Raw genomic sequence first — 22,730 nt, 5'->3', positions numbered from 1 at the left:
TGTCATTTACTTGACAAAACGGGCATGCTATACTCACAGAGGAAGGTGGGGAAGCATGCGGAAGCGAAGAGAGAAAACGATGCCTCCGGCGGTGGAGGCGGCTTTGGAGTATGCGTATGTTCTGATCGGCGCGGCGATCGTCGCTGTGGCGTTTAACGTGTTTTTGCTGCCGAACCGGATCGCCTCGGGCGGAGTGAGCGGCATCAGCACGATTATGCACGCGCTGTTTGGCATTGAGCCTGCCTACGTCCAATGGGCGCTCAACATTCCGCTCTTTATCGCTGGCGTTGTGCTTTTGGGACGGCAGTTTGGCGTGAAAACGTTCGTCGGGACGCTGTTTTTGCCGCTTGTCGTCTATTTGACGAAAGGGATGGAGCCTGCGACGACCAATCCGCTTCTTGGCGCAATCTTTGGCGGCATCGGCGTCGGACTTGGCCTCGGCGTTGTCTTCCGCGGCCGGGCGTCGACCGGCGGCACCGATTTGGCAGCGCAAATCATCCATAAATATACCGGGCTGTCGCTTGGCATGTGCGTCATTTTGATCGATGGCTTGATCGTGTTGACCGCGGCGTTTGTGTTTGATATTGAACGGGCGCTCTATGCGTTGATCGCGTTGTATGTGACAAGCAAAACGATCGACCTCGTCCAAGTCGGGCTTGGGTATTCAAAAATCGCTCTTATTATTACAAAGGAAGAAGAAAAAGTGCGCCGCGCCATTTTGCACGAAATCGACCGCGGAGTGACGCGCTTGCCCGCGTATGGCGGCTACACGGAACATGAGCGGCCGGTGTTGATGTGCGTCGTCGCGCAATCGGAGTTCACGAAATTGAAACAATTGGTCCGAACCATTGATCCGACAGCGTTTGTCATCGTTGCGAACGCCGCTGAGGTGCTCGGCGAAGGATTTCAACGTACGTAAAGCGGATAAAAATCGGTTATAATAAAGGAGAACGAAACTTTTGTTTTCTGGGGGGAGTTCGCCATGAAATGGAAGTTGTCTGCGATGTTCCTTGGCGTTTCGCTCGCGCTTGCCGCGTGCGGCGGTGGCGGAGACAATGCCGGGGAGAAAAACGGCGGCAGCAACGGCGGAGGGGATACTGCAGCGGCTGCCGAGCAAATTTTTAAACAAAACTGTGCGTCCTGTCATGGACAAGACTTGTCGGGCGGGGTCGGACCGAACTTGCAAAAGGTTGGAAGCAAGTATTCCAAAGATGAAATTAAAAACATTATCGCCAACGGCCGCGGCGCGATGCCGGCCGGAATCATTAAAGGGGAAGACGCCGACAAAGTCGCGGAATGGCTCGCTTCGAAAAAATAGTGGTCGGATGTTCCTGGCTCTTTGAAAGGAAAAGATCGTTTCGCTTACGGAAGGTGCACCGCCTTGTTCGCTAAGAACGGGGCGGTGTTTTCTGTTTTTGAATCTTTTGTCCTAGTTTCGCCAGTGTCCCTTCATTTGAAATATAAATGTAAAATTCGACAATAGAAAATCGTGTTATAATAATCCTTGCGGAATTTTGCAAGATTCGTTCGAAACAGCTCGAGAAATGGCAGCAAACGAGTCGAAAATAGGTGATTGCGATGATTGAAATGCAAGATGTATACAAGACATATCCAAACGGCGTTGTGGCGTTAAACGGCGTCAACGTCCGCATCAAGCAAGGAGAATTCGTCTATGTCGTTGGACCCAGCGGAGCTGGGAAATCGACGTTTATTAAAATGATGTACCGCGAGGAAAAGCCGACGAGCGGGACCATTATGGTCAACGGCGTCAACCTTGCCAAGCTCAAAGACAACAAAGTCCCTCTTTTGCGCCGCCATATCGGCGTTGTATTCCAAGATTTCAAGCTGCTACCGAAGCTCAACGTTTACGAAAACGTCGCCTTTGCCTTGGAAGTCATTGAAGAATCGCCGAAAGTGATCCGCAAAAAAGTGATGGAAGTACTCGACCTAGTCGGCCTCAAGCATAAAATCCGCTCTTATCCGAACGAATTGTCCGGCGGCGAGCAGCAGCGCGTCTCGATCGCCCGCTCAATCGTCAACTCCCCGAAGATCGTGATTGCCGACGAACCAACAGGAAACTTGGACCCGGAAACCTCATGGGGCATTGTCGAGCTGTTTGAAAAAATCAACGACCGGGGAACGACGATTGTGATGGCGACCCACAATAAAGAGATCGTCAACGCGACCCGGCGGCGCGTCATCGCCATCGAAAACGGGAAAATCGTCCGCGACGAGGCGAAGGGGGAATACGGCTATGACGCTTCATACGTTTAAGCGCCACGTCCGGGAAAGCATCAAAAGCCTTGGCCGCAACGGTTGGATGACGTTTGCATCCGCCAGCGCCGTCACGGTCACATTGTTGCTTGTCGGCGTCTTTTTTGTCGTCATGTTCAACATCAACCATTTTGCTAAAAAAGTCGAAAACGATGTCGAAATTCGCGTCCATATCGAGCTGACGGCTGACAACCGGCAAAAAGACGCTTTGCGCCGGCAAATTGAAGCCATTCCAAACGTGAAGGAAGTGCGCTATTCGTCGAAGGACGAAGAGCTGAAGCGGCTGATCAAAAGCATGGGGGACGAGGGTTCGTCGTTCCGATTGTTTGAACAGGACAACCCGTTGAGCGATGTATACGTCGTGAAAGCGGCCCATCCGCAAGATACAGTGAAAGTCGCGAAGCAAATCGAAACATTGCCGTTCGTTCATAAAGTCAACTATGGCCAAGGGACGGTGGAGAAGCTGTTTGACGCGTTGAAGGTGGCGCGCAACGTCGGGCTCGTGCTCATTCTCGGACTGTTGTTTACGGCGATGTTTCTCATTTCCAACACGATCAAAATTACGATTTTCGCCCGCCGCCGCGAAATTGAAATTATGCGGCTTGTCGGGGCGACGAACGGATTCATCCGCTGGCCGTTCTTTTTGGAAGGGTTATGGCTTGGGGTGCTTGGCGCTCTCTTCCCGATCGCGGCGCTTTCGATCGTGTACTACAACGTGTATCAAGTGTATGAACAGCGGGTTTCCTTGCCGTTTTTCGAACTTCTTCCGTTTTCGCCGTTTATATGGCAGTTGAGCGCACTGCTGCTGGCGATCGGCGCAGGCATCGGCATTTGGGGAAGCGTCATGTCGGTACGCAAGTTTTTGAAAGTGTAAAAAAAGAGTCATAGGGAGAGGGGAAAGCGATGAAAAAGAAAAACATGATGGCGCTCGCCGTCGCTGCGGCGCTTGGGATTGGCGTTCTGCCGCCGGCGGTGGACGCCGTCAGCACTCGCGACATCGAACAAAAGCGAAACGAAATCGACGCGCTTCGCTCGAAGCGGTCAGAGGTGCAAGACAAGATCAGCGAGGCGCAAAAAAACATCGAGGCCCTTCAGTCGCAACAAAAACAAGTCGCCAACGATATTGAAAAGCTGAACATTGCCATTGAGGAAACGAGCGGCAAAATCCGCAACGTCAGCGCCGATATTGACCAAACGGAGCAAGCCATTGACCAATTGAAGCAAGAAATTGCCGAAATTCAAGAACGGATTAAAAAGCGAAATGAAATTTTGAAGGAGCGGCTTCGTTCTTTGCAGGAAAACGGCGGGGCCGTCAGCTACTTGGAAGTGTTGCTCGGCGCGCAAAGCTTCAGCGACTTCATCGACCGGATGAGCGCCGTGACGACGATCATGGAAGCCGACCAGCAAATCATCCGCGAGCAGGAAGCCGATAAAGCGTTAAAAGAGAAAAAGGAAGCCGAATTGACGGAGAAGCGGAACAAGCTGCAAGCGGACTTGCAAGAATTGAAGCAGCTGCAATCGAAACTCGCCGGCCAGCTGGAACAGAAAAACCGCCTGATGGCCGATTTGAAGCAAAAAGAGGAAGAAGAGCATGATCATAAGATGGCGCTTGAAGAAGAAAAAGAACTGATCGCCAAGCAAGAAGCGGCGGTGAAACAGCAGCTTGCTGAACTTGAGCGGCAAAAACGGGCCGAAGAAGAAGCGAAACAGAGAGGACATACATATGCCTCGCCAAACGGTGGAGGAGTGTCATCAGGAGAAACGCCATCCGGCGGCAGCACGCCGCCTGTATCGAGCGGAGCGTTCACCCGCCCGGCCAACGGACCCATCACCTCGGGCTTTGGCTACCGGTTTGGGGGCACTGATTTCCATCCAGGCGTTGATATCGGCAAGCGAGCTCCCGTTGTGCCGGTTGTCGCTGCAGCGGACGGCATTGTATTCCGCTCCTACTATTCTAGCAGCTACGGCAACGTCATTTTCATCAGCCATGTGATTAATGGGCAAACATATACGACCGTGTACGCCCATCTGGAAGCACGTCTTGTCGGAGAAGGGCAGCATGTCCGCAAAGGACAAATAATTGGCTACATGGGCAATACAGGGAATTCGACCGGTCCGCATCTTCATTTTGAATTGCACCGCGGCGGCTGGAACGAAGCGAAAACAAATGCGGTCAATCCGCTTGACTATATTCCTTTCTAATTTCGAGCAGTAGGTGGCATTGCGCAACTTGTCTGTCTTTTGGCAGGACAAGTTGCGTATTTTTTTGATTGATTCGACATCATCGTCAGGTAAATTCGATGCCCATTCCACTTTGATTCTGTTTCAATCCATTTTTGGCGGTGATGGATGCGGGAGACCCTCTTCAACTCGTTGGGAATGAAAAAAGATTGTGGCCATCCGTTGCCTGTGATACGATTAATGTAAACATTTATTTGTTTTTGGTTTACAAATGTTAGGGGGGATCCCATGAATATTGTCTGCATTCCGGGATGGGGAATGAAAGCGGATATTTTTGCACCGTTGCTCGATTCGTTATCATTAAGGGGAAATGCGACAGCCGTCGAATGGAAGGAAATTGAAACGGTTCATTGCTTTCGAAAGCGGGCGGAACAGGTGCTTCATGAGCGTGCGACGGTCATCGGCTGGTCGCTCGGTTCGCTTGTAGCTCTGGAGTTGGCCTATGCTTATCCCGAGCGGGTCTCTCGCCTTATTTTGATCGGCGGCACGAGCCGTTTTATTGCCGATGAGGGTTATGAAGCTGGATGGCATCCACGGATCGTCAAGCGGATGAAAACACAGCTGCAAGTACGTCCAGCTGACACGATCGCTGCGTTTCTTGCTTCATTATGGTCCAAGAGCGAAAAGGGGGATATTTCTGATTTCTTTTACCGCGATCGGGTTGATGATCTGCTGATCGGACTTGATTATTTGATCGAGGCGGATGCGCGCCCGTTTTTGGCGGACATCTCCGCTCCAATGCTGATCGTTCACGGTGAGCAAGATGCGATTTGTCCACCTGCTGCTGCACGCTATATCGCTGAACGCGCTCCCAACGCTATCATGGCTTTGCTCCCTGATGCGGGGCATGTTCCGTTTTGGACTCAAGCAGAGACATGCGCTCATCTTATTCAGACATGGGTTGGTGAGACTGATGATTGACAAGCAGCTCATGAGAAAACGGTTTAGCGAGCGGGCGAAAACGTATGACCAGTTTGCTAATGTCCAAAAAACAATGGCCGATCTATTGGCTGTCCACATTGGCATACGCCCCCACAACATTTTAGAAGTTGGCTGCGGCACGGGCTATCTCACTGAAAAACTGTGCCGTATGTTCCCGCACGCGCGCATAACCGCAGTCGACATTGCACCAGGCATGATCGCCGTTGCGAAAGAACGACTTAGCGGCGAAGATGTGACATGGATATGCGCCGATATCGAGGATATGACATGGGATGAGCGATATGATTTGATCATTTCCAATGCAACATTTCAATGGCTGAATGACGCCGTCAGGACGATCGCCCGCCTCTACCGGGCGTTAAGTGAGGGAGGGTGCCTTGTGTTTTCCACTTTCGGCGCCCGCACGTTCCACGAATTGCATACTTCATTTTCGTTCGCGCTGAAAGCTAAGAACATCCATGAGTCGTTTCGCATCGGCCCTGCTTTTCCGACCCTGGCGGAATGGATGGGCCGTTGCCAGCAAGCTGCCCCTGCCGCCCAAATTGACGGGTTTGAATGGGTGGAAACGGAGCGATTTCCATCTGTCCGTGATTTTTTCCTATCGCTGCGCCATATCGGTGCCACGAATAGCATGATTGGCCGCTATTGCCAGCGTCCGTCTGTCTTCAAAGCCATGATGCATGAATACGAACAGCGCTTTTTGGCGCACGGGGAGATCACAGCTACTTACCATTGCCTATTGATCCGTATGACCCGCTGTTAAGGGCGGGGATTTTTTATGGTTTCGGACGTTGCTTGGCCGATTCAAGGAAATGGTTTGGCCGCACCACATTCCCCCTTGACTCTGTACCTTAGTCCATCGTTTATAATGTTGAGCAAAGACGGAAACCCGCCACTCCGTCATCGCAAGGAGGGAGAACGATGGAAATGGCCAAAAAATCGTTTTGGGCCGTGCTGGCACTGCTCAGCTGCCCGTGCCATCTGGCGGTTATTCTGCCGTTGTTGGCCGGAACATCGGTCGGTGCGTATTTGATCCGACACCAAAGCCTTGCCATCGGCCTTTTTACGGTTTTGTTTTTCTGTTCGCTGATGATGATGATTGGAAAGCGAAAGCCAATGCGAACAGGTGAAACGGAAAGCGGTGGCCTAGGGAAAACGGGAAACGGCCATGGGGCGTGCTGCGTCCCCTTCCAAACGAACCATGAGGACGAGTGATATAGGTTTTGTAATCGAGGATCTGAACAAAAGGCTATTCACCACAAAGTGTACTTGACAAATAAAGACGATCATGATTGAGAAAATCAAAACATCTTTTTTCCTTTTAATACCATACGTCTCTTTGAGCAACATTGTTATCATGTTTGTCTTTAAAATTCAAGTACATCTTTTGGTGATGAACCGAACAAAATAGGAAAGAGACATTTGTTGATAAGGAGTGTTTTTTACCATGAAAACATATCGAATGACCGTCCATGGCATGACATGCACCGGTTGTGAGCAGCATGTCGCCAAAGCGCTGAAGGCGATTGGGGCCGAGAAGATTGATGTCAGCTTTCCGCGCGGGGAAGCGGTATTCGCGCTGCCTGAGGGCACGGACGTTGACATGGCGAGACAAGCGGTCAAAAACGCCCATTACGAGCCGGGGGACATCGAGGAGATCGCCGTGACAGCCAGCCCTGTCATCGCTGGCGAAGAAGAGTATGACTACATCGTCATCGGCTCCGGCGGGGCAGCGTTTTCTTCAGCAATCGAAGCGGTGAAATATGGGGCGAAAGTGGCGATGGTCGAACGCGGCACGGTAGGGGGGACGTGCGTCAATATCGGCTGCGTGCCGTCAAAGACATTGCTTCGGGCTGGTGAAATCAATGCATTGGCGCGAAACCATCCGTTTCTTGGCCTGCATACATCCGCTGGTCCGGTTGATTTGGCGCCGTTAGTGAAGCAAAAAAATGAACTGGTCGAGCAGCTTCGCCGAGCGAAATATGCCGACTTGATCAAAGAGTATGGGTTTGACTTCATCCAAGGGGAGGCCCGATTTGTTGGACGTCAAACGATTGAAGTGAACGGCCAAACGCTGTCGGCGAAACGGTTTTTGATCGCGACAGGCGCTTCCCCGGCAGTGCCGGATATTCCGGGGCTTCATGATGTCGACTACTTGACGAGCACGACGCTGCTCGATATGAAAAAGGTGCCCAAACGGCTCGCCGTCATCGGCGCCGGTTACATTGGGATGGAGTTGGGCCAGCTGTTTCACCATCTCGGCTCGGAGGTGACGTTGATGCAGCGAAGCCCGCGTCTCTTGAAAGAGTATGATCCGGAAATTTCCGAAGCGGTGGAGCGGGCGCTCACAGAACAAGGCATCCGCATCATCACCAGCGCTTCGTTTGAACGGGTCGAACAAGACGGGAATACGAAAAACGTGTATGTGAATGTAGACGGACGCACCCGGGTCATCGAAGCGGACGAACTGCTCGTGGCAGCCGGGAGAACGCCGAATACGGCGGCGTTGAACTTGCCGGCAGCCGGTGTGGAAGTCGGGGCGCGCGGGGAAATTTTGATCGATGAATACACACGGACGACGAACCCGTCGATTTATGCGGCAGGCGATGTCACGCTCGGCCCGCAGTTCGTCTATGTCGCGGCCTATCAGGGAGCCGTTGCCGCGGCCAATGCCGTCGGCGGGCTGAACAAGCGCTGGGATACGGCCGTCGTTCCGGCGGTGACGTTCACCCATCCGGCCATTGCCACCGTCGGGTTGACCGAGCGACGGGCGAAAGAAAACGGGTATGACGTGAAAACGTCCGTTCTGCCGCTTGAGGCGGTGCCGCGCGCGATCGTCAACCGGGAAACGACGGGAGTGTTGAAACTTGTCGCTGAGGCCCATACGGGCAAGCTGCTAGGCGCCCACATCGTTGCGGATCATGCCGGCGAGGTCATTTACGCCGCAACGTTGGCGATTCAATTCGGATTAACGATCGACGACCTTCGCCACACGCTTGTCCCGTATTTAACGATGGCGGAGGGGTTGAAGCTGGCGGCGCTGACGTTTGACCAAGACGTCTCGAAGTTATCGTGCTGTGCGGGATGAGGCGTCCCAATGAGGCCGCCGTTTCGTGGAGCGTTATGAAGGGGTTGGAGCCAATTGTTGTTGCGATGGCGGTGAAGCTGAATAGGGAGCAGTCCGTTTAGCGGCGTGCTTCCCTAAGCATCATAGAAGAAATGCCGGCCTAACTTTCATATCGACTTGACCCTGTACGATCGTGCAGGGTTGATCCTTTTGGATGAGGTGGTTATGTGAAACATTACCGCATCGGGGAGCTGGCAGAAAAATGCCATGTCAATAAAGAAACGATCCGGTACTACGAACGGAAAGGGCTTATTCCAGAAACGGAGCGGACAGAAGGCGGATATCGTCTGTATACGGAGGAAACGGTCAGGCGCATTCAGTTTATTAAGCGGCTGCAAGGGCTCGGATTCACCTTGGCGGAAATTGATAAATTGCTTGGCGTTGTCGATCGGGATCGCGATCGATGCAAAGACATGTACCAATTTGTGGAACAGAAAATCGAGGAGATCAAGGAGAAGATTCAAGACTTAATGAAAATAGAGGCGATGCTCCTTGAGTTGAAGGCGTGTTGCCCCCATGAGGAGAATCTCTACAGCTGTCCGATTATTGACATGTTGCTCGAAGGGATATATGGGCAAGAAAAATAGATTTTCGCTAAAAGACGAAGGGAAACTTCGGTAACTTAGCGACAAGAGCAGATGACTTCATAGAGAGACCAGATCAACGGATCATATGGAAGGAGGAACGGAAATGCGAAGTAAGCGATACTATTGGCTTGCTGGGGCTCTCTTCCTCATTGCGGTTTTGGCAGTGGGATGGTTGAGTATAAACAAGACTGCAAAAGAAGAGGATGCCATCCACATTCGCGTGAAAGATATTGAGGGAAACACAGTCAACATCGATGACGAGAAACCAACCGTCCTGTTTTTTATGGCGGCCTGGTGCGTCTCGTGCGCTGAGATCGAACAGAGTTTAAAGGAAGTAGCGAAGGATAAGTGACTGTCGATGTGGATCCGCAGATCGACAAAAAGGAGCATTTAGCTGCCTTTCAGCGAACGTACGGGGGTTCTTGGCCGCATGTATTTGATGCCGATCTTTCCCTTGTCAAGTTATTCGGGGTAAACTCGCTTGATACGGTAGTGGTTGTGAAAGACGAGAAAGTCGTCCATAAAAGCATTCGACCGAACATACAAACGATCAAGGAGGCCATTCGCCATGGACGTTAGCATGGGGATTGTGTTCAGTGCCGGGGTCGTTGCCGCATTGAATCCTTGCGGCGTCGCCTTGTTGCCAGCGTTTATTGTGTATTTGATGGGGGGAGAAGAGGCGCATTGGACGAAGGGGGTTCAGGCTGGGATCATGATGACGCTCGGTTTTTTGAGCATTTTTCTTCCCATCGGTCTGTTGATGTCCTTATTTCAGGGGGTGATCGGGAGGTATTTGTCGGCGGCAGTAACTGTGATGGGATTGTTGCTCATCCTCGCCGGGATATGGATGTGGTTGGGCCGCGAATTCCGAATGGCCAATCCATTTAGGGTGAAAAAAGGAAGTCACCCGGCATGGTCTTTTTATCTGTATGGCATTGCGTATGCGATCACTTCTTTAGGCTGCACGTTGCCGATGTTCTTCTTAACGGTAGCCTCGGCGTTGCTTGCGGGAGACTTGGCAGGGGGAATGACCCGTTTTGCAGCCTATACGCTAGGCATGGGATTGGTTGTGACCGCGATTTCGGTGGCGGCTGTCATGTCGAGGGCACTGATCGAGAGGGTGATAAAAAATGTGGCTCCTTTTCTTTACAAGGCGTCGTCTTTGTTATTGGTTGGATCAGGGGTCTATTTGATCGTGAAGTTCTGGCCATTCTCTTAACCATGACAGTCCTATAAACGCTAATCTGGAATTGATATATGTGGAAAAGGCGCTTCAAGTGGACTGAAGCTAGTAGGGGGAATGTGGAAGCATGGAGGTGCAAGGCATGGCTGGATGCTGTAGCTTGCCGCCCAATTGGCGAGATCTCATTGAGAACAAGGAGATTTGCCCAAAATGCTCTGCTGCAGGGTCGCCAATAGATGAAGGGGAGATGAGAAAAGTTTTGAACAAGGATAGTTGGGACTTGGTTATTGAACGGGAAGATTACTTTCGATGCCTTACCCCACATTGCCCGGTTTCCTTGTTCAGCAGGGTCGATGATATGTGGTTTTGGATGCGGGATATTGTCCCAAATGAACGGTGGAAATAAAAGTACTATGGGAAACTCTAGTAGCTTTCAGCGAGGGGGGATGGTATGGGAACGTATCGCATCGGTAAACTAGCGGAAAAATGCCATGTCACTCACATTTCGCACCCTAACAGGGTAGCAGGGTAGAAAGAAAGGATTTTTTATTTCGTTTTTCAGAATCACGTTTCGACCAACACGACGAGCGAGGGCAATCCTTTTTTTACCATATATGGTCGTTCCGTATAATGTTACACGTAAATGCTTTCGTCCATTCCCAACCCTTGCAGAATCCTTCGCTGCTCGTAGGTGAGCGGTTTCCCTAACGCGCGTTGGATGCGCCCATCCGGAAGCTTGAACAGGATGACATTCACGTTATTGAAACAGCTGAAAAATCGCCTGTCCCGTTTTCAAGCTTTCCTTTTCGCTGGTCGAGCGCGCTCGATTCGACGACGATCAGCCGAACCAGATGACCTTCATACGTTGATGTCGTTTCCCATACCCGGTGCGTGGCGCCGTTTCTCTCGGCCAGCGCAAAGGGATCGCCTCCACGGGATGTGGGCCGAATCGGCCTCGGCCAATGCTCGTTTCAGTTCTGTGCCTCCTTCCGCTGGCAACGAGGGAAAGAAAGCGGTTGGAAGCTCCAACAAAAATACGGCTGCCCTCATCAGCCGGTTTCCCGGCCTTTCGGCAGCCGCTTGTCTGCTCAGGACGCGATTATTCGCTGTTGTTGCCCTCATCGTCTTGATCGTGATTTTGATCATGGACTTGGTCATCGTCATCTTGATCATCGCTGGGTTGCCCAGCATTTTCTCCTTTGTCCTCGTCTTGCTTGACGGAAAGTTTCCGCGCCCAGCCGCTTCCGTATTTCCACTCGAGTTCAAGGCGGAACGGAGTGTCAAGGGAAAAGAGAGTTTGGATTTTGGCGATTACTTCATCATTTGACAGCGACGGTGATGCTTGCAAGTCGTTAATGAGCGACTGGACGTCATTTGTTGTCACTTCACCCGTCTGGTCTTTAATGTGTAAATGGGAATGGCGGTCAGACCAATGATAGTCGATTTTAATCGTTTGGTTCGCCGCGGTTTTCATTTGCAGCTCAAGTTTTTGGACGAGGTTAGCCAGTTGGGCTTTTCCTTTCTTCTCTGCTCCGTCCTTGACATGATCGTTGTCGCTGTCCGCATCTTCCGGTTTAGTGCCGAGCGCTACCTCGGCGCTGTTTGTCAGCCCATCGCGGTCGGTGTCTTCGTCCCCATCTAATATTTTATCTTTGTCCGTATCTGTTTTCGTCGGATTCAGACGGAGGTTGTATTCGACTCGGTTGGTTAAGCCGTCGCGGTCTTTGTCCTGGTTGGCGACGTTTTTCCCTAGACCGAGTTTGTACTTCAGCTCCCAATCATCCGGGATGCCGTCTTTGTTTTTATCGGCCCATTTTGGCTTGGATTGTTGTTTCCCCTTGGCTTCCGCTGTTGCCCATCCTGATGAAACCAACAAGGCAGCAGCGAGGCATCCAACTAGCATTCGCTTCATAACTTTTCTTCCCCCTTCATCAGTTATAGATTGAAGATACGTTCGGCAGCTGGCTGGCATAGCGTCTTTCGCCGTAGCCCCTTTAGCTTTGCGCCACGCTGTTTCCAGCGCTTTGCCTTTTCGCCGTATCTTCTCGCGGGAGAAGATGCGGCGATAATCTACCTTCACTATAACTAGTCCTATGATCTGAGGTAAATCATCCATTTGTCCTATTTTTCATCCGTTCCAAAGTTGACAGGCAAAACGGTTTTTTATATAATAATCTCGAATTCGAGATTTCAGAACCAATCAAATTGATGTAGAACTTCATGCTGGCTATCCCTCCAAGGAGGGCGGTATGAAACGTCCATTTCCCCTAATATCGATGTTTCTTGAGTGGAGGGAAGAGCAACATTTATATATTAAGGCTGCTCCGTTTGAGAAGCGACATGATTGAACCGCATTTCCTGTTGAATCACCAGCATTCTAGATTTTTCATGATCCGCATCGTATATATCACATGACTATGATCGCTATGGCGATCGCCGCATTGAAGCGGTATGCTCTTGGTGCTCTATTTCGATAAATGAAGGAGAGGAACAAGATGATCCGCGTTGACCGGGCGTCGTCCCGTTATCATGCCGATTACGGTTGGTTGAAAACATATCATAGCTTCTCATTTGGCGAGTATTATGATCCAAACAACATCCAATTCGGACCGCTTCGGGTGTTAAACGACGATTTCGTCGCGCCAATGACCGGGTTTGGCGCCCATCCGCACCGCGAAATGGAGATTGTGTCGATCGTGTTGAAAGGGTATTTGCAACATGAAGACAGCACGGGACATAAGGCGGTGACGACGTTTGGCGGTGTACAGCGGATGTCGGCCGGCACGGGCATCGTCCATTCGGAAGTGAACCCGTCGGCGACGGAAGAGGTGAACTTTTTGCAACTTTGGTTTTTGCCGGAACAATACGGATTGCCGCCGTCGTACGAGCGGACCGAGTTTCCGGTCGAGAAGATGAAAAATGCTTTGCTGCCGATTGTCACGAAACACCCGTCTTCCCCAGGGATTGCTCACATTCATCAAGATTTGACGATTTACCTTTCCGATTTGGAAGCTGGGCATGAGCTGACGTTTACCCAGCCGGGAGGGCGGAACATCTTTGTCTTTGTCATTGAGGGGGATTTGACGTTAAACGGCGAGGCTCATCTTGAACGGCGCGATGCGGCCCGCATCACAGAAACGCCGGTTCTTCGCCTTGCAACGGACGAAGGGGCGCGGTTGATGCTCATCGACTTGCCAAAAGAGGTGTGAAAGCGTTTCGTTTTGTGCGGCTCATTGGCTTGGCCGCCATTTCCGATCCGGCCAAGAAGACGGATCAAGAAGGGGCATCGTTCGCCGGCACGGCGAGGGGTGCCTCTTTTTTCCGCTCTGTATGAGTTGAGAAATCAACAAGGAGCGTGTAAACTAGTAAAGGATAGACAACGCACTAGCATACTCGGTACAAGCCTGACATATGATGGAGATAAAGGCATGGCACGGCGTGAGGCGGTGCTTTTCCTTTTCGTTTTTGTAGAAGCCGCCGTCGTTTAGGCGGAAGAGGCGTCCATTTGCTTCGCCGAAGGAAGAATGAGGAAAGCCCCCTTCTTGCGCCGCTGCAGGCAAACGGCGGGGAAGGTCAAGCATAGGGTGAGGAGGAAGCAACGTGAAAAAATCGACGACGGCCGCATTGATGGCCATATCGATGCTCATTGGGGCGGGGGGGACGTACGCTGGCCTCCAGCTGGCGGACCGCCCGACGGAAGGCCCGCTTTCGACGATCGTTTCGAATGAGCCGTCCAAGTCGACGAGCGAAAGCGAAGAGATGAAAAAAATCCGGCAAGCTTATGAGCTCATTAAGAATCGGTACGTGGAGAAAGTGGATGAAGAAAAACTGACGCAAGGCGCCATTCAAGGGATGATCAACACGCTCGATGATCCGTATTCCGTCTACATGGATGCGGAAACGACGGAGCAGTTCAACGAATCGCTCGACTCGTCGTTTGAGGGGATCGGCGCCGAAGTGAGCATGATCGACGGCAAAGTGACGATCGTCGCCCCGATCAAAAACTCGCCGGCGGAAAAAGCGGGTTTGAAGCCGAACGACCAAATTTTGCGCGTCAACGGAGAAAGCCTGGAAGGACTTGATTTATATGAAGCGGTGTTGAAAATCCGCGGCAAAAAAGGAACAACAGTGGAGCTTGACATTTTGCGCCCCGGCGTCAAAAACGTGATGAAAGTCAAAGTCGTCCGCGACGAAATTCCGATTCAGACGGTGTATGACTCGATCAAAACGTACAACGGCAAAAAGGCGGGTTATTTGCAAATTACGTCGTTTTCGGAAAACACGGCCGCTGATTTTAAAAAGAAATTGGCGAAGCTGGAAGCCGAACATATTGATGGCTTGATCATCGATGTGCGCGGCAACCCGGGCGGCTATTTGCAAAGCGTTGAGGAAATTTTGAAGCAGCTCATCCCGAAAGGAAAACCGTATGTGCAAATTGAAGAGCGCGACGGCGACAAGCAAAAATTTTATTCCGATTTAACGGAGAAAAAGCCGTACCCGATCGTGGTGTTGATCGACAAAGGAAGCGCATCGGCGTCGGAAATTTTGGCGGGAGCGCTGAAGGAAGCGGGCGGCTACAAGCTTGTCGGCGAGAAGACGTTCGGCAAGGGGACAGTGCAGCAGGCAATTCCGATGGGCGACGGCAGCAACATTAAATTGACGCTGTACAAATGGCTGACGCCGGACGGGCATTGGATTCATAAAAAAGGGATCAAGCCGGATGTGGCTGTGACCCAGCCCGATTACTTCCACGTCGCTCCGCTTCATGTGGAAAAACCGCTTCGGTATGACATGAACGACGAGCAAATCGCCAATGCGCAAAAAATGTTAAAAGGGCTTGGCTTTGACCCTGGCCGCACGGACGGCTACTTCAGCAAAGAAACAGAGCGAGCCGTCCAAGCGTTCCAAAAAGCGAACCAGCTGCCGGTCACTGGGCGCATCGACGAAGCGACGGCGGATGTGCTGCAGGCAAAAATCATGGAAGCCGTCCGCGATCCGAAGCATGATGTGCAGCTGCAAAAAGCGCTTGGCGTGTTGTTTCCGTCGTAAGCAAACCAATGATGGCGGGCAAAAGGAACAAAAAAGAAAAGGGTGCCTCTGCAAAAGACGAGGCGCCCTTTTTATCATATTCCCCGTAGATGATCCGTGGCTTCCTACAGGCGGGCTGGTGTTTTCTCCCTTTCTGATGGAAGCGGCAGCTGCACGGTTTTTTCGATCGCAAACCGCGGCCGTCGTTTCACTTCTTGATAAATTTTCCCGATATATTCCCCGATGAGGCCGAGGCTCATGAGCACGAGCCCGCCGATGAACCAAACGGAAATCATGAGCGACGTCCAGCCCGATTCAGCGTGTCCAAGAAATTTGACGATCAGCGCGTACAGCCCGGCGGCACCGCTGATGAGGAAGGCCAAAAAACCGATGAGCGTAATGGCGCGAATCGGCGCGACGCTCAAGGACGTGATGCCGTCAAAGGCGAAGGCGAGCATCTTTTTGAGCGGGTATTTCGACTGTCCAGCCCACCGCTCATGCCGGTCGTAAAAGACGCACGTCGAGCGGAAGCCGACGAGCGGAACCAACCCGCGCAAAAAGAGATTGACTTCCGTGTAACGGCTCAGTTCATCGAGCGCCCGCTTGCTCATCAGGCGGAAATCGGCATGGTTGTAAATCAGTTCGATTCCGAGCGCCTGCATGAACCGGTAAAAGGCTTGGGCGGTCGTACGCTTGAACCACGTGTCTGTCTTTCGACTCCGCCGCACGCCATACACGATGTCATAGCCTTCACGGTATTTTTGCACAAATTTGCGGATCGCCTCGACATCGTCTTGCAAATCGGCGTCAATGGACACGGCGCAATCGGCGTACGCGCGGACGGTGTCAAGCCCGGCGAGCAGCGCCCGCTGATGGCCGACGTTGCGAGCGAGCTTCACACCGGAGACAAACGGGTTGCGCTCGCTTTCTTCTTCAATGAGCGCCCACGTCCGGTCGCGGCTGCCGTCGTCGACAAACACGATATGGCTGCCGATGGCGATCGCTCCTTCCTCGAGCAGCTGCTCAAGCAAAGCGGTCAGGCGCCGGGCCGTTTCCGGCAGCACGTCTTCTTCGTTGTAGCATGGAACGACGATGGCTAACAACGGTTTGTCCACCATGTTTCTTGCCTCCCTTTCACTCCACTTCGTATACATAAATTTTCCAGACTGACTGTCGATCGGTGAACGCCCGCAAGAAGCGGAGATGGATGTCGCTGGCGTTTTGAATCGGGACGGAGGAAAAAATGTACTTGCCGCCAAGCTGTTTGAACGCCTTTGTGTCGATCTCGAAATGACGGATGACTTTATGCGAGTGTTTCGTGAACATGTAATGTTTCCCGAGCTCTGCCGAAAACAAATAGACGCGGTTGCCCCAATGGTCGAAATAGTCTTTCAGCACCGGGCTTTTGTCCAATTCTTTGGCGATGATGCGGCGAAACTTCCGCTTATACGATAACGGGTAAAAATTGTTGTACGTATCGAGCGTATAAAACCCGTTGTATTGAGCGATGGCCGGGTGAAGCCCAACGCTGGCGACGCGGTAGGACGATACAGGCTTGCCGATGTATTGCTTGATTTTGGTAAATAAATGTTCGGAATAAAACTGCTCGAACGACGGCGTGCCAGCGAGGCGATAGCGGATTTCCTCGTTGAACCCGCCAAGCAAAAGCAGCTGCAGCGCCAAGGCGATCGGCACGAGGCGCCGCCATGCGGTCCGTTCCTTGGCTAAGATTTGCAAGGCCAAGGCAAAATCGACGTAAATGACCATCGGCCGCAAAAAATGGAAGCGGGCGAAATTGAACGTATTCAAAAGCGAAATCCGTTCTTTCAGCGGCTGCCACCCTTTGTAAAACCAAAACGCATACCAAGCCGATAAGGCGATGTTCAACCAAAACAGCAAAAGGAAGCGCCGCTCCAATGGCCCACGCTGGCGGCGGCGCAAAACGAGGAAAAACGCCGCCCAAAGCACCGGCAGGATGATGGGCCCATGAACGGTCATTACGTGCGTATGGCCGAGCACATAGTTTTTCAACGTCAACCGAAGGCAATGGACGAAGCTGAGCCGCGAGGAGAGAAACTCGTTCCGGCTCGTCGGTTCGCCGCTGAAGACAAGCGAGTACACGAGGCGGTACTCGATGGCCAAAAACAAGCTTGTCATCAGAACAATCGCAGTGAAAAACGGCTTGTTCCACCGTTTGCGGACAAGGCCGTCCCACAACCAAACGGCTGCCATAGCAGCCAAGAAAAAGAAAAACCCGAGCACAAAGCTGGCGTAAAACGGAAGCAAGATGATCGCAAGCCATTCCTTCCATGTCGCTTCTCCGTTGCGGATCGAAAGAAACGCCCAAAGCGCCAGCGGCATGCCGAGCGTGCTTAACATGCCGGACGGCCAAAACGGCGTCAGCGCAAAAGCAAGCGCCGCCCCGACGCGAATGAGCCATGATTCGGGAGCAGGCAAAAAATGTCGTCTTAGCAGCCAATACATGCCAAGAAAGGCGAATACCCTCGTGATCGTCTGGCTGAGCGCGTACGCCGCCATGGACGGGAACAAAGCGTGCAGCCAAACGATGCCGCTGAATTCGGTGCCAAACGCGTTGCGCGGCAACCCGTTGATCACTTGCGGGATGACAGCATCAAGCGGACCGAACAGTTGGCCGCTGCGAACGAGCACGCGATACCAGGCGATGTTCGAATCCATATTGTCGTGCACGCGAATATGGGCGTGTTCGCCTAAAATGTAAAGCGGAGAAAGGTAGAGAGCCAATACGATGAACGCGATGGCGACCGCTTTTCGTTCTCTTTGTTCCATCTCGCGCGCCTCCTTTCCCATACGGGAAGATTGCACAACGTGATCCATTATAAACCGCTGGGATTAAAAAAGAATAAGAAAATTGTAAAGAAGTAGTGAAGGGGAGAAAAAGAGGAAAGGAAACAACCAAAAAAACCCCCTGCTTCAAGCAGGGAGGATGGAACCATTAGGCAAACAACCCCATCACGCGCCCCCAGCCGCGCCGTTTCCGTTTCGGTTGTTCTGACGGATCGCGCGGCGCCGGCGGCTGTTGATTCAGCTGCTGCTCGAGGCGGGCGACAAGCTGCTCCAAGGAGGCAAGGCGGGCGACGATTTCTTCCATTTCTTGGCGGTGATGCAACAGTTGAATGGAGACGACGTCATCTGCTTTTTGCTCCAGTTGCCGTTCAAGCTGTTCCAAGCGTGAGGAGACGCGGGTGATTTCGGGTTCGATCGATTCATGTAAGGCGTCAATAGGAATGTTGTTTCGCAGCGGCGTCGGAGGGCGTTTCGGGGTCAGCGGCGCTTCCATGGCGGCGCCTTGTTCAAATTTGACCCGTTCGAGCAAGGCGACGGTTTTTTCATCAAACAGGTAGTGGCCAGCCTCGTTTTTCCGCAGCGGAATGTCGTATTTGCGCACCCAGCGCTGGATCGTTTTCGGCGATACACCAAGGCGGGCAGCAACGTCGGACGTTTTCAATTCCATCGTTTCACTCCTCCTTGTTTCGTCTTGTTTATACTTTTTCCTCTGCATCTTTGAAAATCCTTCCCGGCCGACAAAACTAGTGTTGATTCGGCAAAGAAAGTGGAAAACAGCGAAGATTCGCCATTAGCGAAAAAAGATGGCCGTGGGCATGGGAATTGGCCATGCCATTTGGTAGAATAGAAGATAAAGAATGATGAACGATGCAAGGGGTGAAGCGGATGGCAACATGGTGGCTGGAATGGCTTGAGGGCGTCGCGTCGGTTTGGCGGCAGCCGCTTCTTTATTATGGCGCCGCGCTCGCTTTGGCCGTCGGTTGGCGGCGGGTGAAGCGGGAGCGCCGAGATTTTCATGTGCGCGTCTACAGCCTATGGAACGAATGGCGCGGGCTTTGGACGAAGGGATGGATGGCGGGGGTGGTGTTGTCGGCGGCGGCCGTCGGCATCGGGATCGCGGTGCCGCAGGAAGCGGTTTGGACGGTGACGGTGCTGACGGTGCTCTTTAGTTTGACGATGGAAGCGCGGTTGTTGTCGCCTGCTTATACGGTTGGCGGCGCGCTTCTTGCGTTCGGTTTGGCGGAGCGAAGCGGCGCGTTGTCCCGATGGCTTCCCGATGGCATGGCGTCAGCGCCGGCTTTGGCGATGTGGCTGGCGTTGCTTTTGTTTTCGGAAGGATGGCTCATCATCCGCACGCGAAGCGAGGCGGCCTCGCCGCAGCTGGCGAAAAGCAAGAGAGGGATGGCGGTCGGCCTGCAATGGACGCAGCGGCTTTGGTTTGTGCCGGTCGTGCTGCCCGTATCAGGGGGCGCGCTGCCGCTGGCTTCCTGGTGGCCGTTCGTTTCGACGGGAGACGGTTATTCGTTTTGGCTCGTGCCGTTTCTTCTCGGCTTTTCCCAGCGCCGGCAGCACATGCTGCCGGCGGAAGCGGCGCGCGCGGAGGGGCGGCTCGTTGTTCGGCTAGCGTTTGTTGTCGCCCTATTGGCCGCTTCCGGCATATGGTATCCACCGCTGGCGATCGCGGCGGGGGTGGCGGCCATCATCGGCCGCGAATGGATCGCCTTTTCTGGGCATCGCGCCGACCGCGCACGCCCACCCCGATTTGCCCGCCATCCGCACGGCTTGGTGATTGTCGGTGTGCTTCCCGGCTCAAAAGCGGAAAAAATGGGGCTTTCGATCGGGGAGGTCATCATCAAAACAAACGGCGTCCCGGTGCGGACCGAAACGGAGTTTTATGAAGCGCTTCAGCGCAACCGCGCGTTTTGCAAGCTGGATGTCGTCGGACATAACGGTGAAGTCCGCTTCGTCCAAGGAGCGCTCTATGAGGATGAGCATCATGAACTCGGGCTGCTGTTCGTCCGTGATCGGAACGCCTCAGCGTCTGAAGCTGTTTCGTAAAGGAGAATGGACCATGTGGTTTTTGGCGGCACTCATCATTCCGTGTCTATTGGTGCTGTTGTTTGCGCGGGTGACGTACAATCGGTACATCGCGGTGCTGTTGACGACGGCGCTGCTTGTCGCTTCCTATTTTAAAGGCTATACGGATGAGCTGCATGAAATCGTCGCTGACATCGCATCGACGATCGCCGGCTTTCTTTGGGCCGGCCGCATGCTCGACCATCTGAAGCAAAAATGAAGCGGCGTTGTCGGTTCAACCGTCTGTTTTTGGAAAAAGGCATCGCCGGCTGAACCTCGGATTGTCGAAACGGAACGGAGCAAAGACGCGGACCTTGGGCATGAATGGGTCCGCTTTTTTGCGTCTAGCGAATGGAAATCGCTGTGCAGACTGGTGCGAATATGAGTTCGCGTTTTTCGTGCATGTATGGCCGCGATGTGATACAATGGGGAAAGATGGTACGAAGGAGGAGGCGAAACGGTGGAGGGCCGTTTTCAATTAGTGTCGCCATACGAACCGCAAGGCGATCAGCCTCAGGCGATCGCCAAGCTCGTTGACGGTCTGCGGCTTGGGGTGAAGCATCAAACGCTGCTTGGGGCGACGGGGACGGGCAAAACGTTTACGATCTCGAACGTGATCGCCCAAGTCAACAAACCGACGCTCGTCATCGCCCACAACAAAACGCTCGCCGGCCAATTGTACAGCGAGCTGAAAGAGTTTTTTCCGCACAACGCCGTCGAATATTTTGTCAGCTATTACGATTACTATCAGCCGGAAGCGTACGTGCCGCAGACGGATACGTATATTGAAAAAGACGCGAAAATCAACGATGAGATCGACAAATTGCGGCACTCGGCGACATCAGCCTTGTTTGAGCGCCGGGACGTGGTTATCGTTGCGAGCGTGTCGTGCATTTACGGTTTAGGGTCGCCGGAAGAATATCGGGAGCTTGTCGTTTCATTGCGCGTCGGGATGGAAATCGAGCGCAACGCGTTGCTTCGGCGGCTCGTTGACATCCAATACGACCGCAATGACATCGATTTTCGCCGCGGCACGTTCCGCGTCCGCGGCGATGTTGTCGAAATTTTCCCCGCGTCGCGCGATGAGCATTGCATTCGTGTCGAATTTTTCGGCGATGAAATCGACCGCATCCGCGAGGTGGACGCCTTAACCGGCGAGGTGCTTGGCGAGCGCGAGCATGTCGCCATTTTCCCGGCGTCGCACTTTGTCACGCGCGAGGAGAAAATGCGGCTCGCCATTCAAAACATCGAACAAGAGCTGGAGGAACGGCTCGCCGAACTGCGCGCGCAAGGGAAGCTGCTCGAGGCGCAGCGGCTTGAGCAACGGACGCGCTATGATTTGGAAATGATGCGCGAGATGGGGTTTTGTTCAGGCATCGAAAACTACTCGCGCCATTTGGCGCTGCGGCCGCCGGGCTCGACGCCGTATACATTGCTTGACTATTTTCCGGACGATTTTTTGATCATTATTGATGAGTCGCACGTCACCTTGCCGCAGCTGCGCGGCATGTACAACGGCGACCGGGCGCGCAAGCAAGTGCTCGTCGACCACGGCTTCCGCCTGCCGTCGGCGCTTGACAACCGACCGCTCACGTTTGAAGAGTTCGAGCAAAAAATCAATCAAATCATTTACGTCTCGGCGACGCCGGGGCCGTACGAGCTCGAACACAGCCCGGGCGTTGTCGAACAAATCATCCGCCCGACCGGGCTTCTCGACCCAACGATCGACGTCCGCCCGACGAAAGGGCAAATTGACGATTTGATCGGCGAAATTCGCGAGCGCGTCGAGCGGAACGAGCGGACGTTGGTGACGACGCTGACGAAAAAGATGGCCGAAGACTTGACCGATTATTTGAAGGAAGCCGGCATCAAAGTCGCCTACTTGCATTCGGAAATTAAAACGCTCGAGCGCATTGAAATCATCCGCGATTTGCGGCTCGGCAAATACGATGTATTGGTCGGCATCAACTTGCTTCGGGAAGGATTGGACATTCCGGAGGTGTCGCTTGTCGCCATTTTAGACGCCGACAAAGAAGGGTTTTTGCGCTCGGAGCGCTCGCTCATTCAGACGATCGGCCGCGCGGCGCGCAATGCGAACGGCCATGTGATCATGTACGCTGAAACGATTACGAAATCGATGGAAATCGCCATTCAAGAGACGAAGCGGCGCCGCGCCATTCAGGAAGAGTACAACCGGAAGCACGGCATCGTGCCGCGCACGGTGAAAAAAGACATTCGCGACGTCATCCGCGCGACGTATGCGGCGGAAGAGACGGAGACGTACGAGGCGAAGCCGGCGGCAGCGATGACGAAACAAGAGCGGGAAGAGCTGATTCGAAAGCTCGAAGCGGAAATGAAAGAGGCGGCCAAAGCGCTCGACTTCGAGCGGGCCGCCCAGCTGCGCGATATCATTTTCGAATTGAAAGCGGAAGGGTGATGGTCGGGT

24 protein-coding genes, 1 pseudogene and 1 riboswitch are annotated in these 22,730 nt (G+C 53.0%); of the genes and pseudogenes, 20 read left to right on the top strand and 5 right to left on the bottom strand.

The features are described 5' to 3' along the window. Positions 1 to 55: 55 nt before the first annotated feature. From LG52_RS15700 to LG52_RS21065, 14 genes are all read left to right on the top strand, one after another. Complete coding sequence (locus LG52_RS15700) at positions 56 to 919, top strand: YitT family protein (protein WP_044732645.1); 864 nt, start codon at positions 56 to 58, stop codon at positions 917 to 919. A gap of 63 nt (positions 920 to 982) precedes the next feature. Continuing rightward, the gene (cccB, locus tag LG52_RS15695) at positions 983 to 1,318 is read left to right on the top strand and encodes a cytochrome c551 (protein ID WP_044732644.1); all 336 of its coding nucleotides are present in this window, start codon (positions 983 to 985) and stop codon (positions 1,316 to 1,318) included. A 260-nt stretch (positions 1,319 to 1,578) separates the two neighbouring features. After that, entirely contained in the window at positions 1,579 to 2,274 is a 696-nt protein-coding gene (gene ftsE, locus LG52_RS15690; RefSeq protein ID WP_044732643.1) for a cell division ATP-binding protein FtsE, read from the top strand. Further along, the gene (gene ftsX / locus LG52_RS15685) at positions 2,255 to 3,148 is read left to right on the top strand and encodes a permease-like cell division protein FtsX (protein WP_044732642.1); all 894 of its coding nucleotides are present in this window, start codon (positions 2,255 to 2,257) and stop codon (positions 3,146 to 3,148) included. Before ftsE ends, ftsX begins: the two co-directional genes overlap by 20 nt. Before the next feature lie 29 nt (positions 3,149 to 3,177). After that, the gene (locus tag LG52_RS15680) at positions 3,178 to 4,476 is read left to right on the top strand and encodes a murein hydrolase activator EnvC family protein (RefSeq protein WP_044732641.1); all 1,299 of its coding nucleotides are present in this window, start codon (positions 3,178 to 3,180) and stop codon (positions 4,474 to 4,476) included. Positions 4,477 to 4,743: 267 nt separating this feature from the next. Continuing rightward, positions 4,744 to 5,436, top strand: a complete 693-nt coding sequence (locus LG52_RS15675; RefSeq protein WP_044732640.1) for an alpha/beta fold hydrolase — start codon at positions 4,744 to 4,746, stop codon at positions 5,434 to 5,436. Beyond that, entirely contained in the window at positions 5,429 to 6,220 is a 792-nt protein-coding gene (gene bioC / locus LG52_RS15670) for a malonyl-ACP O-methyltransferase BioC (protein WP_044732639.1), read from the top strand. The genes LG52_RS15675 and bioC overlap by 8 nt, the downstream gene beginning before the upstream one ends. Positions 6,221 to 6,378: 158 nt before the next feature. Further along, entirely contained in the window at positions 6,379 to 6,672 is a 294-nt protein-coding gene (locus LG52_RS15665) for a transporter (RefSeq protein ID WP_044732638.1), read from the top strand. A gap of 232 nt (positions 6,673 to 6,904) precedes the next feature. Next, positions 6,905 to 8,545, top strand: coding sequence for a mercury(II) reductase (merA, locus tag LG52_RS15660; protein ID WP_044732637.1), 1,641 nt, complete (start codon positions 6,905 to 6,907; stop codon positions 8,543 to 8,545). 206 nt (positions 8,546 to 8,751) lie between these two features. Then, a complete protein-coding gene (gene merR / locus LG52_RS15655) occupies positions 8,752 to 9,171 on the top strand; it encodes an Hg(II)-responsive transcriptional regulator (protein WP_044732636.1) in 420 nt (139 codons plus the stop codon). A 103-nt stretch (positions 9,172 to 9,274) separates the two neighbouring features. After that, complete coding sequence (locus tag LG52_RS15650) at positions 9,275 to 9,523, top strand: TlpA family protein disulfide reductase (protein WP_044732635.1); 249 nt, start codon at positions 9,275 to 9,277, stop codon at positions 9,521 to 9,523. Beyond that, a complete protein-coding gene (locus LG52_RS15645; protein ID WP_044732634.1) occupies positions 9,520 to 9,750 on the top strand; it encodes a hypothetical protein in 231 nt (76 codons plus the stop codon). The genes LG52_RS15650 and LG52_RS15645 overlap by 4 nt, the downstream gene beginning before the upstream one ends. Further along, on the top strand, positions 9,740 to 10,390 hold the full coding sequence (locus LG52_RS15640; protein ID WP_044732633.1) for a cytochrome c biogenesis CcdA family protein: 651 nt from the start codon (positions 9,740 to 9,742) through the stop codon (positions 10,388 to 10,390). The genes LG52_RS15645 and LG52_RS15640 overlap by 11 nt, the downstream gene beginning before the upstream one ends. A gap of 91 nt (positions 10,391 to 10,481) precedes the next feature. Further along, the gene (locus LG52_RS21065; RefSeq protein WP_044732632.1) at positions 10,482 to 10,760 is read left to right on the top strand and encodes a hypothetical protein; all 279 of its coding nucleotides are present in this window, start codon (positions 10,482 to 10,484) and stop codon (positions 10,758 to 10,760) included. Positions 10,761 to 11,151: 391 nt separating this feature from the next. Here the strand turns inward: LG52_RS21065 and LG52_RS19975 are convergent. Then, positions 11,152 to 11,329, bottom strand: a pseudogene (locus LG52_RS19975) (transposase); the annotation flags it as partial. 124 nt (positions 11,330 to 11,453) lie between these two features. Continuing rightward, positions 11,454 to 12,266: a hypothetical protein gene (locus LG52_RS15630; RefSeq protein WP_044732631.1), complete on the bottom strand. Its 813-nt coding sequence runs from the start codon at positions 12,264 to 12,266 to the stop codon at positions 11,454 to 11,456. A gap of 41 nt (positions 12,267 to 12,307) precedes the next feature. Then, a riboswitch (cyclic di-GMP riboswitch) is annotated at positions 12,308 to 12,393 on the bottom strand. A gap of 456 nt (positions 12,394 to 12,849) precedes the next feature. On the opposite strand from LG52_RS15630, the gene LG52_RS15625 reads away from it, so the two are divergent. The 3 genes from LG52_RS15625 (at position 12,850) to LG52_RS15620 (ending at position 15,403) form a co-directional block, all read left to right on the top strand. After that, on the top strand, positions 12,850 to 13,563 hold the full coding sequence (locus tag LG52_RS15625; protein ID WP_044732630.1) for a pirin family protein: 714 nt from the start codon (positions 12,850 to 12,852) through the stop codon (positions 13,561 to 13,563). Then, positions 13,560 to 13,688 carry a hypothetical protein gene (locus tag LG52_RS20860; RefSeq protein ID WP_269430417.1) on the top strand — a complete coding sequence of 43 codons (129 nt, stop codon included), beginning with the start codon at positions 13,560 to 13,562 and terminating at the stop codon, positions 13,686 to 13,688. The genes LG52_RS15625 and LG52_RS20860 overlap by 4 nt, the downstream gene beginning before the upstream one ends. Before the next feature lie 266 nt (positions 13,689 to 13,954). Then, entirely contained in the window at positions 13,955 to 15,403 is a 1,449-nt protein-coding gene (locus LG52_RS15620) for a S41 family peptidase (RefSeq protein WP_044732629.1), read from the top strand. Between the two features lie 104 nt (positions 15,404 to 15,507). Here LG52_RS15620 and LG52_RS15615 read toward each other — a convergent pair whose 3' ends face one another. The 3 genes from LG52_RS15615 to LG52_RS15605 all read right to left on the bottom strand — a co-directional run bounded on the left by LG52_RS15615 (position 15,508) and on the right by LG52_RS15605 (position 18,875). Beyond that, positions 15,508 to 16,500 carry a glycosyltransferase family 2 protein gene (locus LG52_RS15615; protein WP_044732628.1) on the bottom strand — a complete coding sequence of 331 codons (993 nt, stop codon included), beginning with the start codon at positions 16,498 to 16,500 and terminating at the stop codon, positions 15,508 to 15,510. A 16-nt stretch (positions 16,501 to 16,516) separates the two neighbouring features. Next, entirely contained in the window at positions 16,517 to 18,190 is a 1,674-nt protein-coding gene (locus LG52_RS15610; RefSeq protein WP_044732627.1) for a DUF6044 family protein, read from the bottom strand. A gap of 166 nt (positions 18,191 to 18,356) precedes the next feature. Continuing rightward, positions 18,357 to 18,875 (bottom strand): MerR family transcriptional regulator, encoded by a 519-nt coding sequence (locus LG52_RS15605; RefSeq protein WP_044732626.1) that lies wholly within the window; start codon positions 18,873 to 18,875, stop codon positions 18,357 to 18,359. A gap of 218 nt (positions 18,876 to 19,093) precedes the next feature. On the opposite strand from LG52_RS15605, the gene LG52_RS15600 reads away from it, so the two are divergent. The 3 genes from LG52_RS15600 (at position 19,094) to uvrB (ending at position 22,721) form a co-directional block, all read left to right on the top strand. Beyond that, a complete protein-coding gene (locus LG52_RS15600) occupies positions 19,094 to 20,266 on the top strand; it encodes a PDZ domain-containing protein (RefSeq protein ID WP_044732625.1) in 1,173 nt (390 codons plus the stop codon). Positions 20,267 to 20,279: 13 nt separating this feature from the next. After that, complete coding sequence (locus tag LG52_RS15595; RefSeq protein WP_044732624.1) at positions 20,280 to 20,504, top strand: CsbA family protein; 225 nt, start codon at positions 20,280 to 20,282, stop codon at positions 20,502 to 20,504. A 240-nt stretch (positions 20,505 to 20,744) separates the two neighbouring features. Continuing rightward, complete coding sequence (gene uvrB / locus LG52_RS15590) at positions 20,745 to 22,721, top strand: excinuclease ABC subunit UvrB (protein WP_044732623.1); 1,977 nt, start codon at positions 20,745 to 20,747, stop codon at positions 22,719 to 22,721. The last annotated feature ends 9 nt before the right edge of the window (positions 22,722 to 22,730 follow it).

The sequence above is a fragment of the Geobacillus kaustophilus genome (assembly GCF_000948285.1).
Classification (GTDB): Bacteria; Bacillota; Bacilli; order Bacillales; family Anoxybacillaceae; genus Geobacillus; species Geobacillus thermoleovorans_A.
The sequence above is the reverse complement of the archived record's forward strand: the minus strand, read 5'-3'. Positions and strand labels throughout refer to the sequence as shown.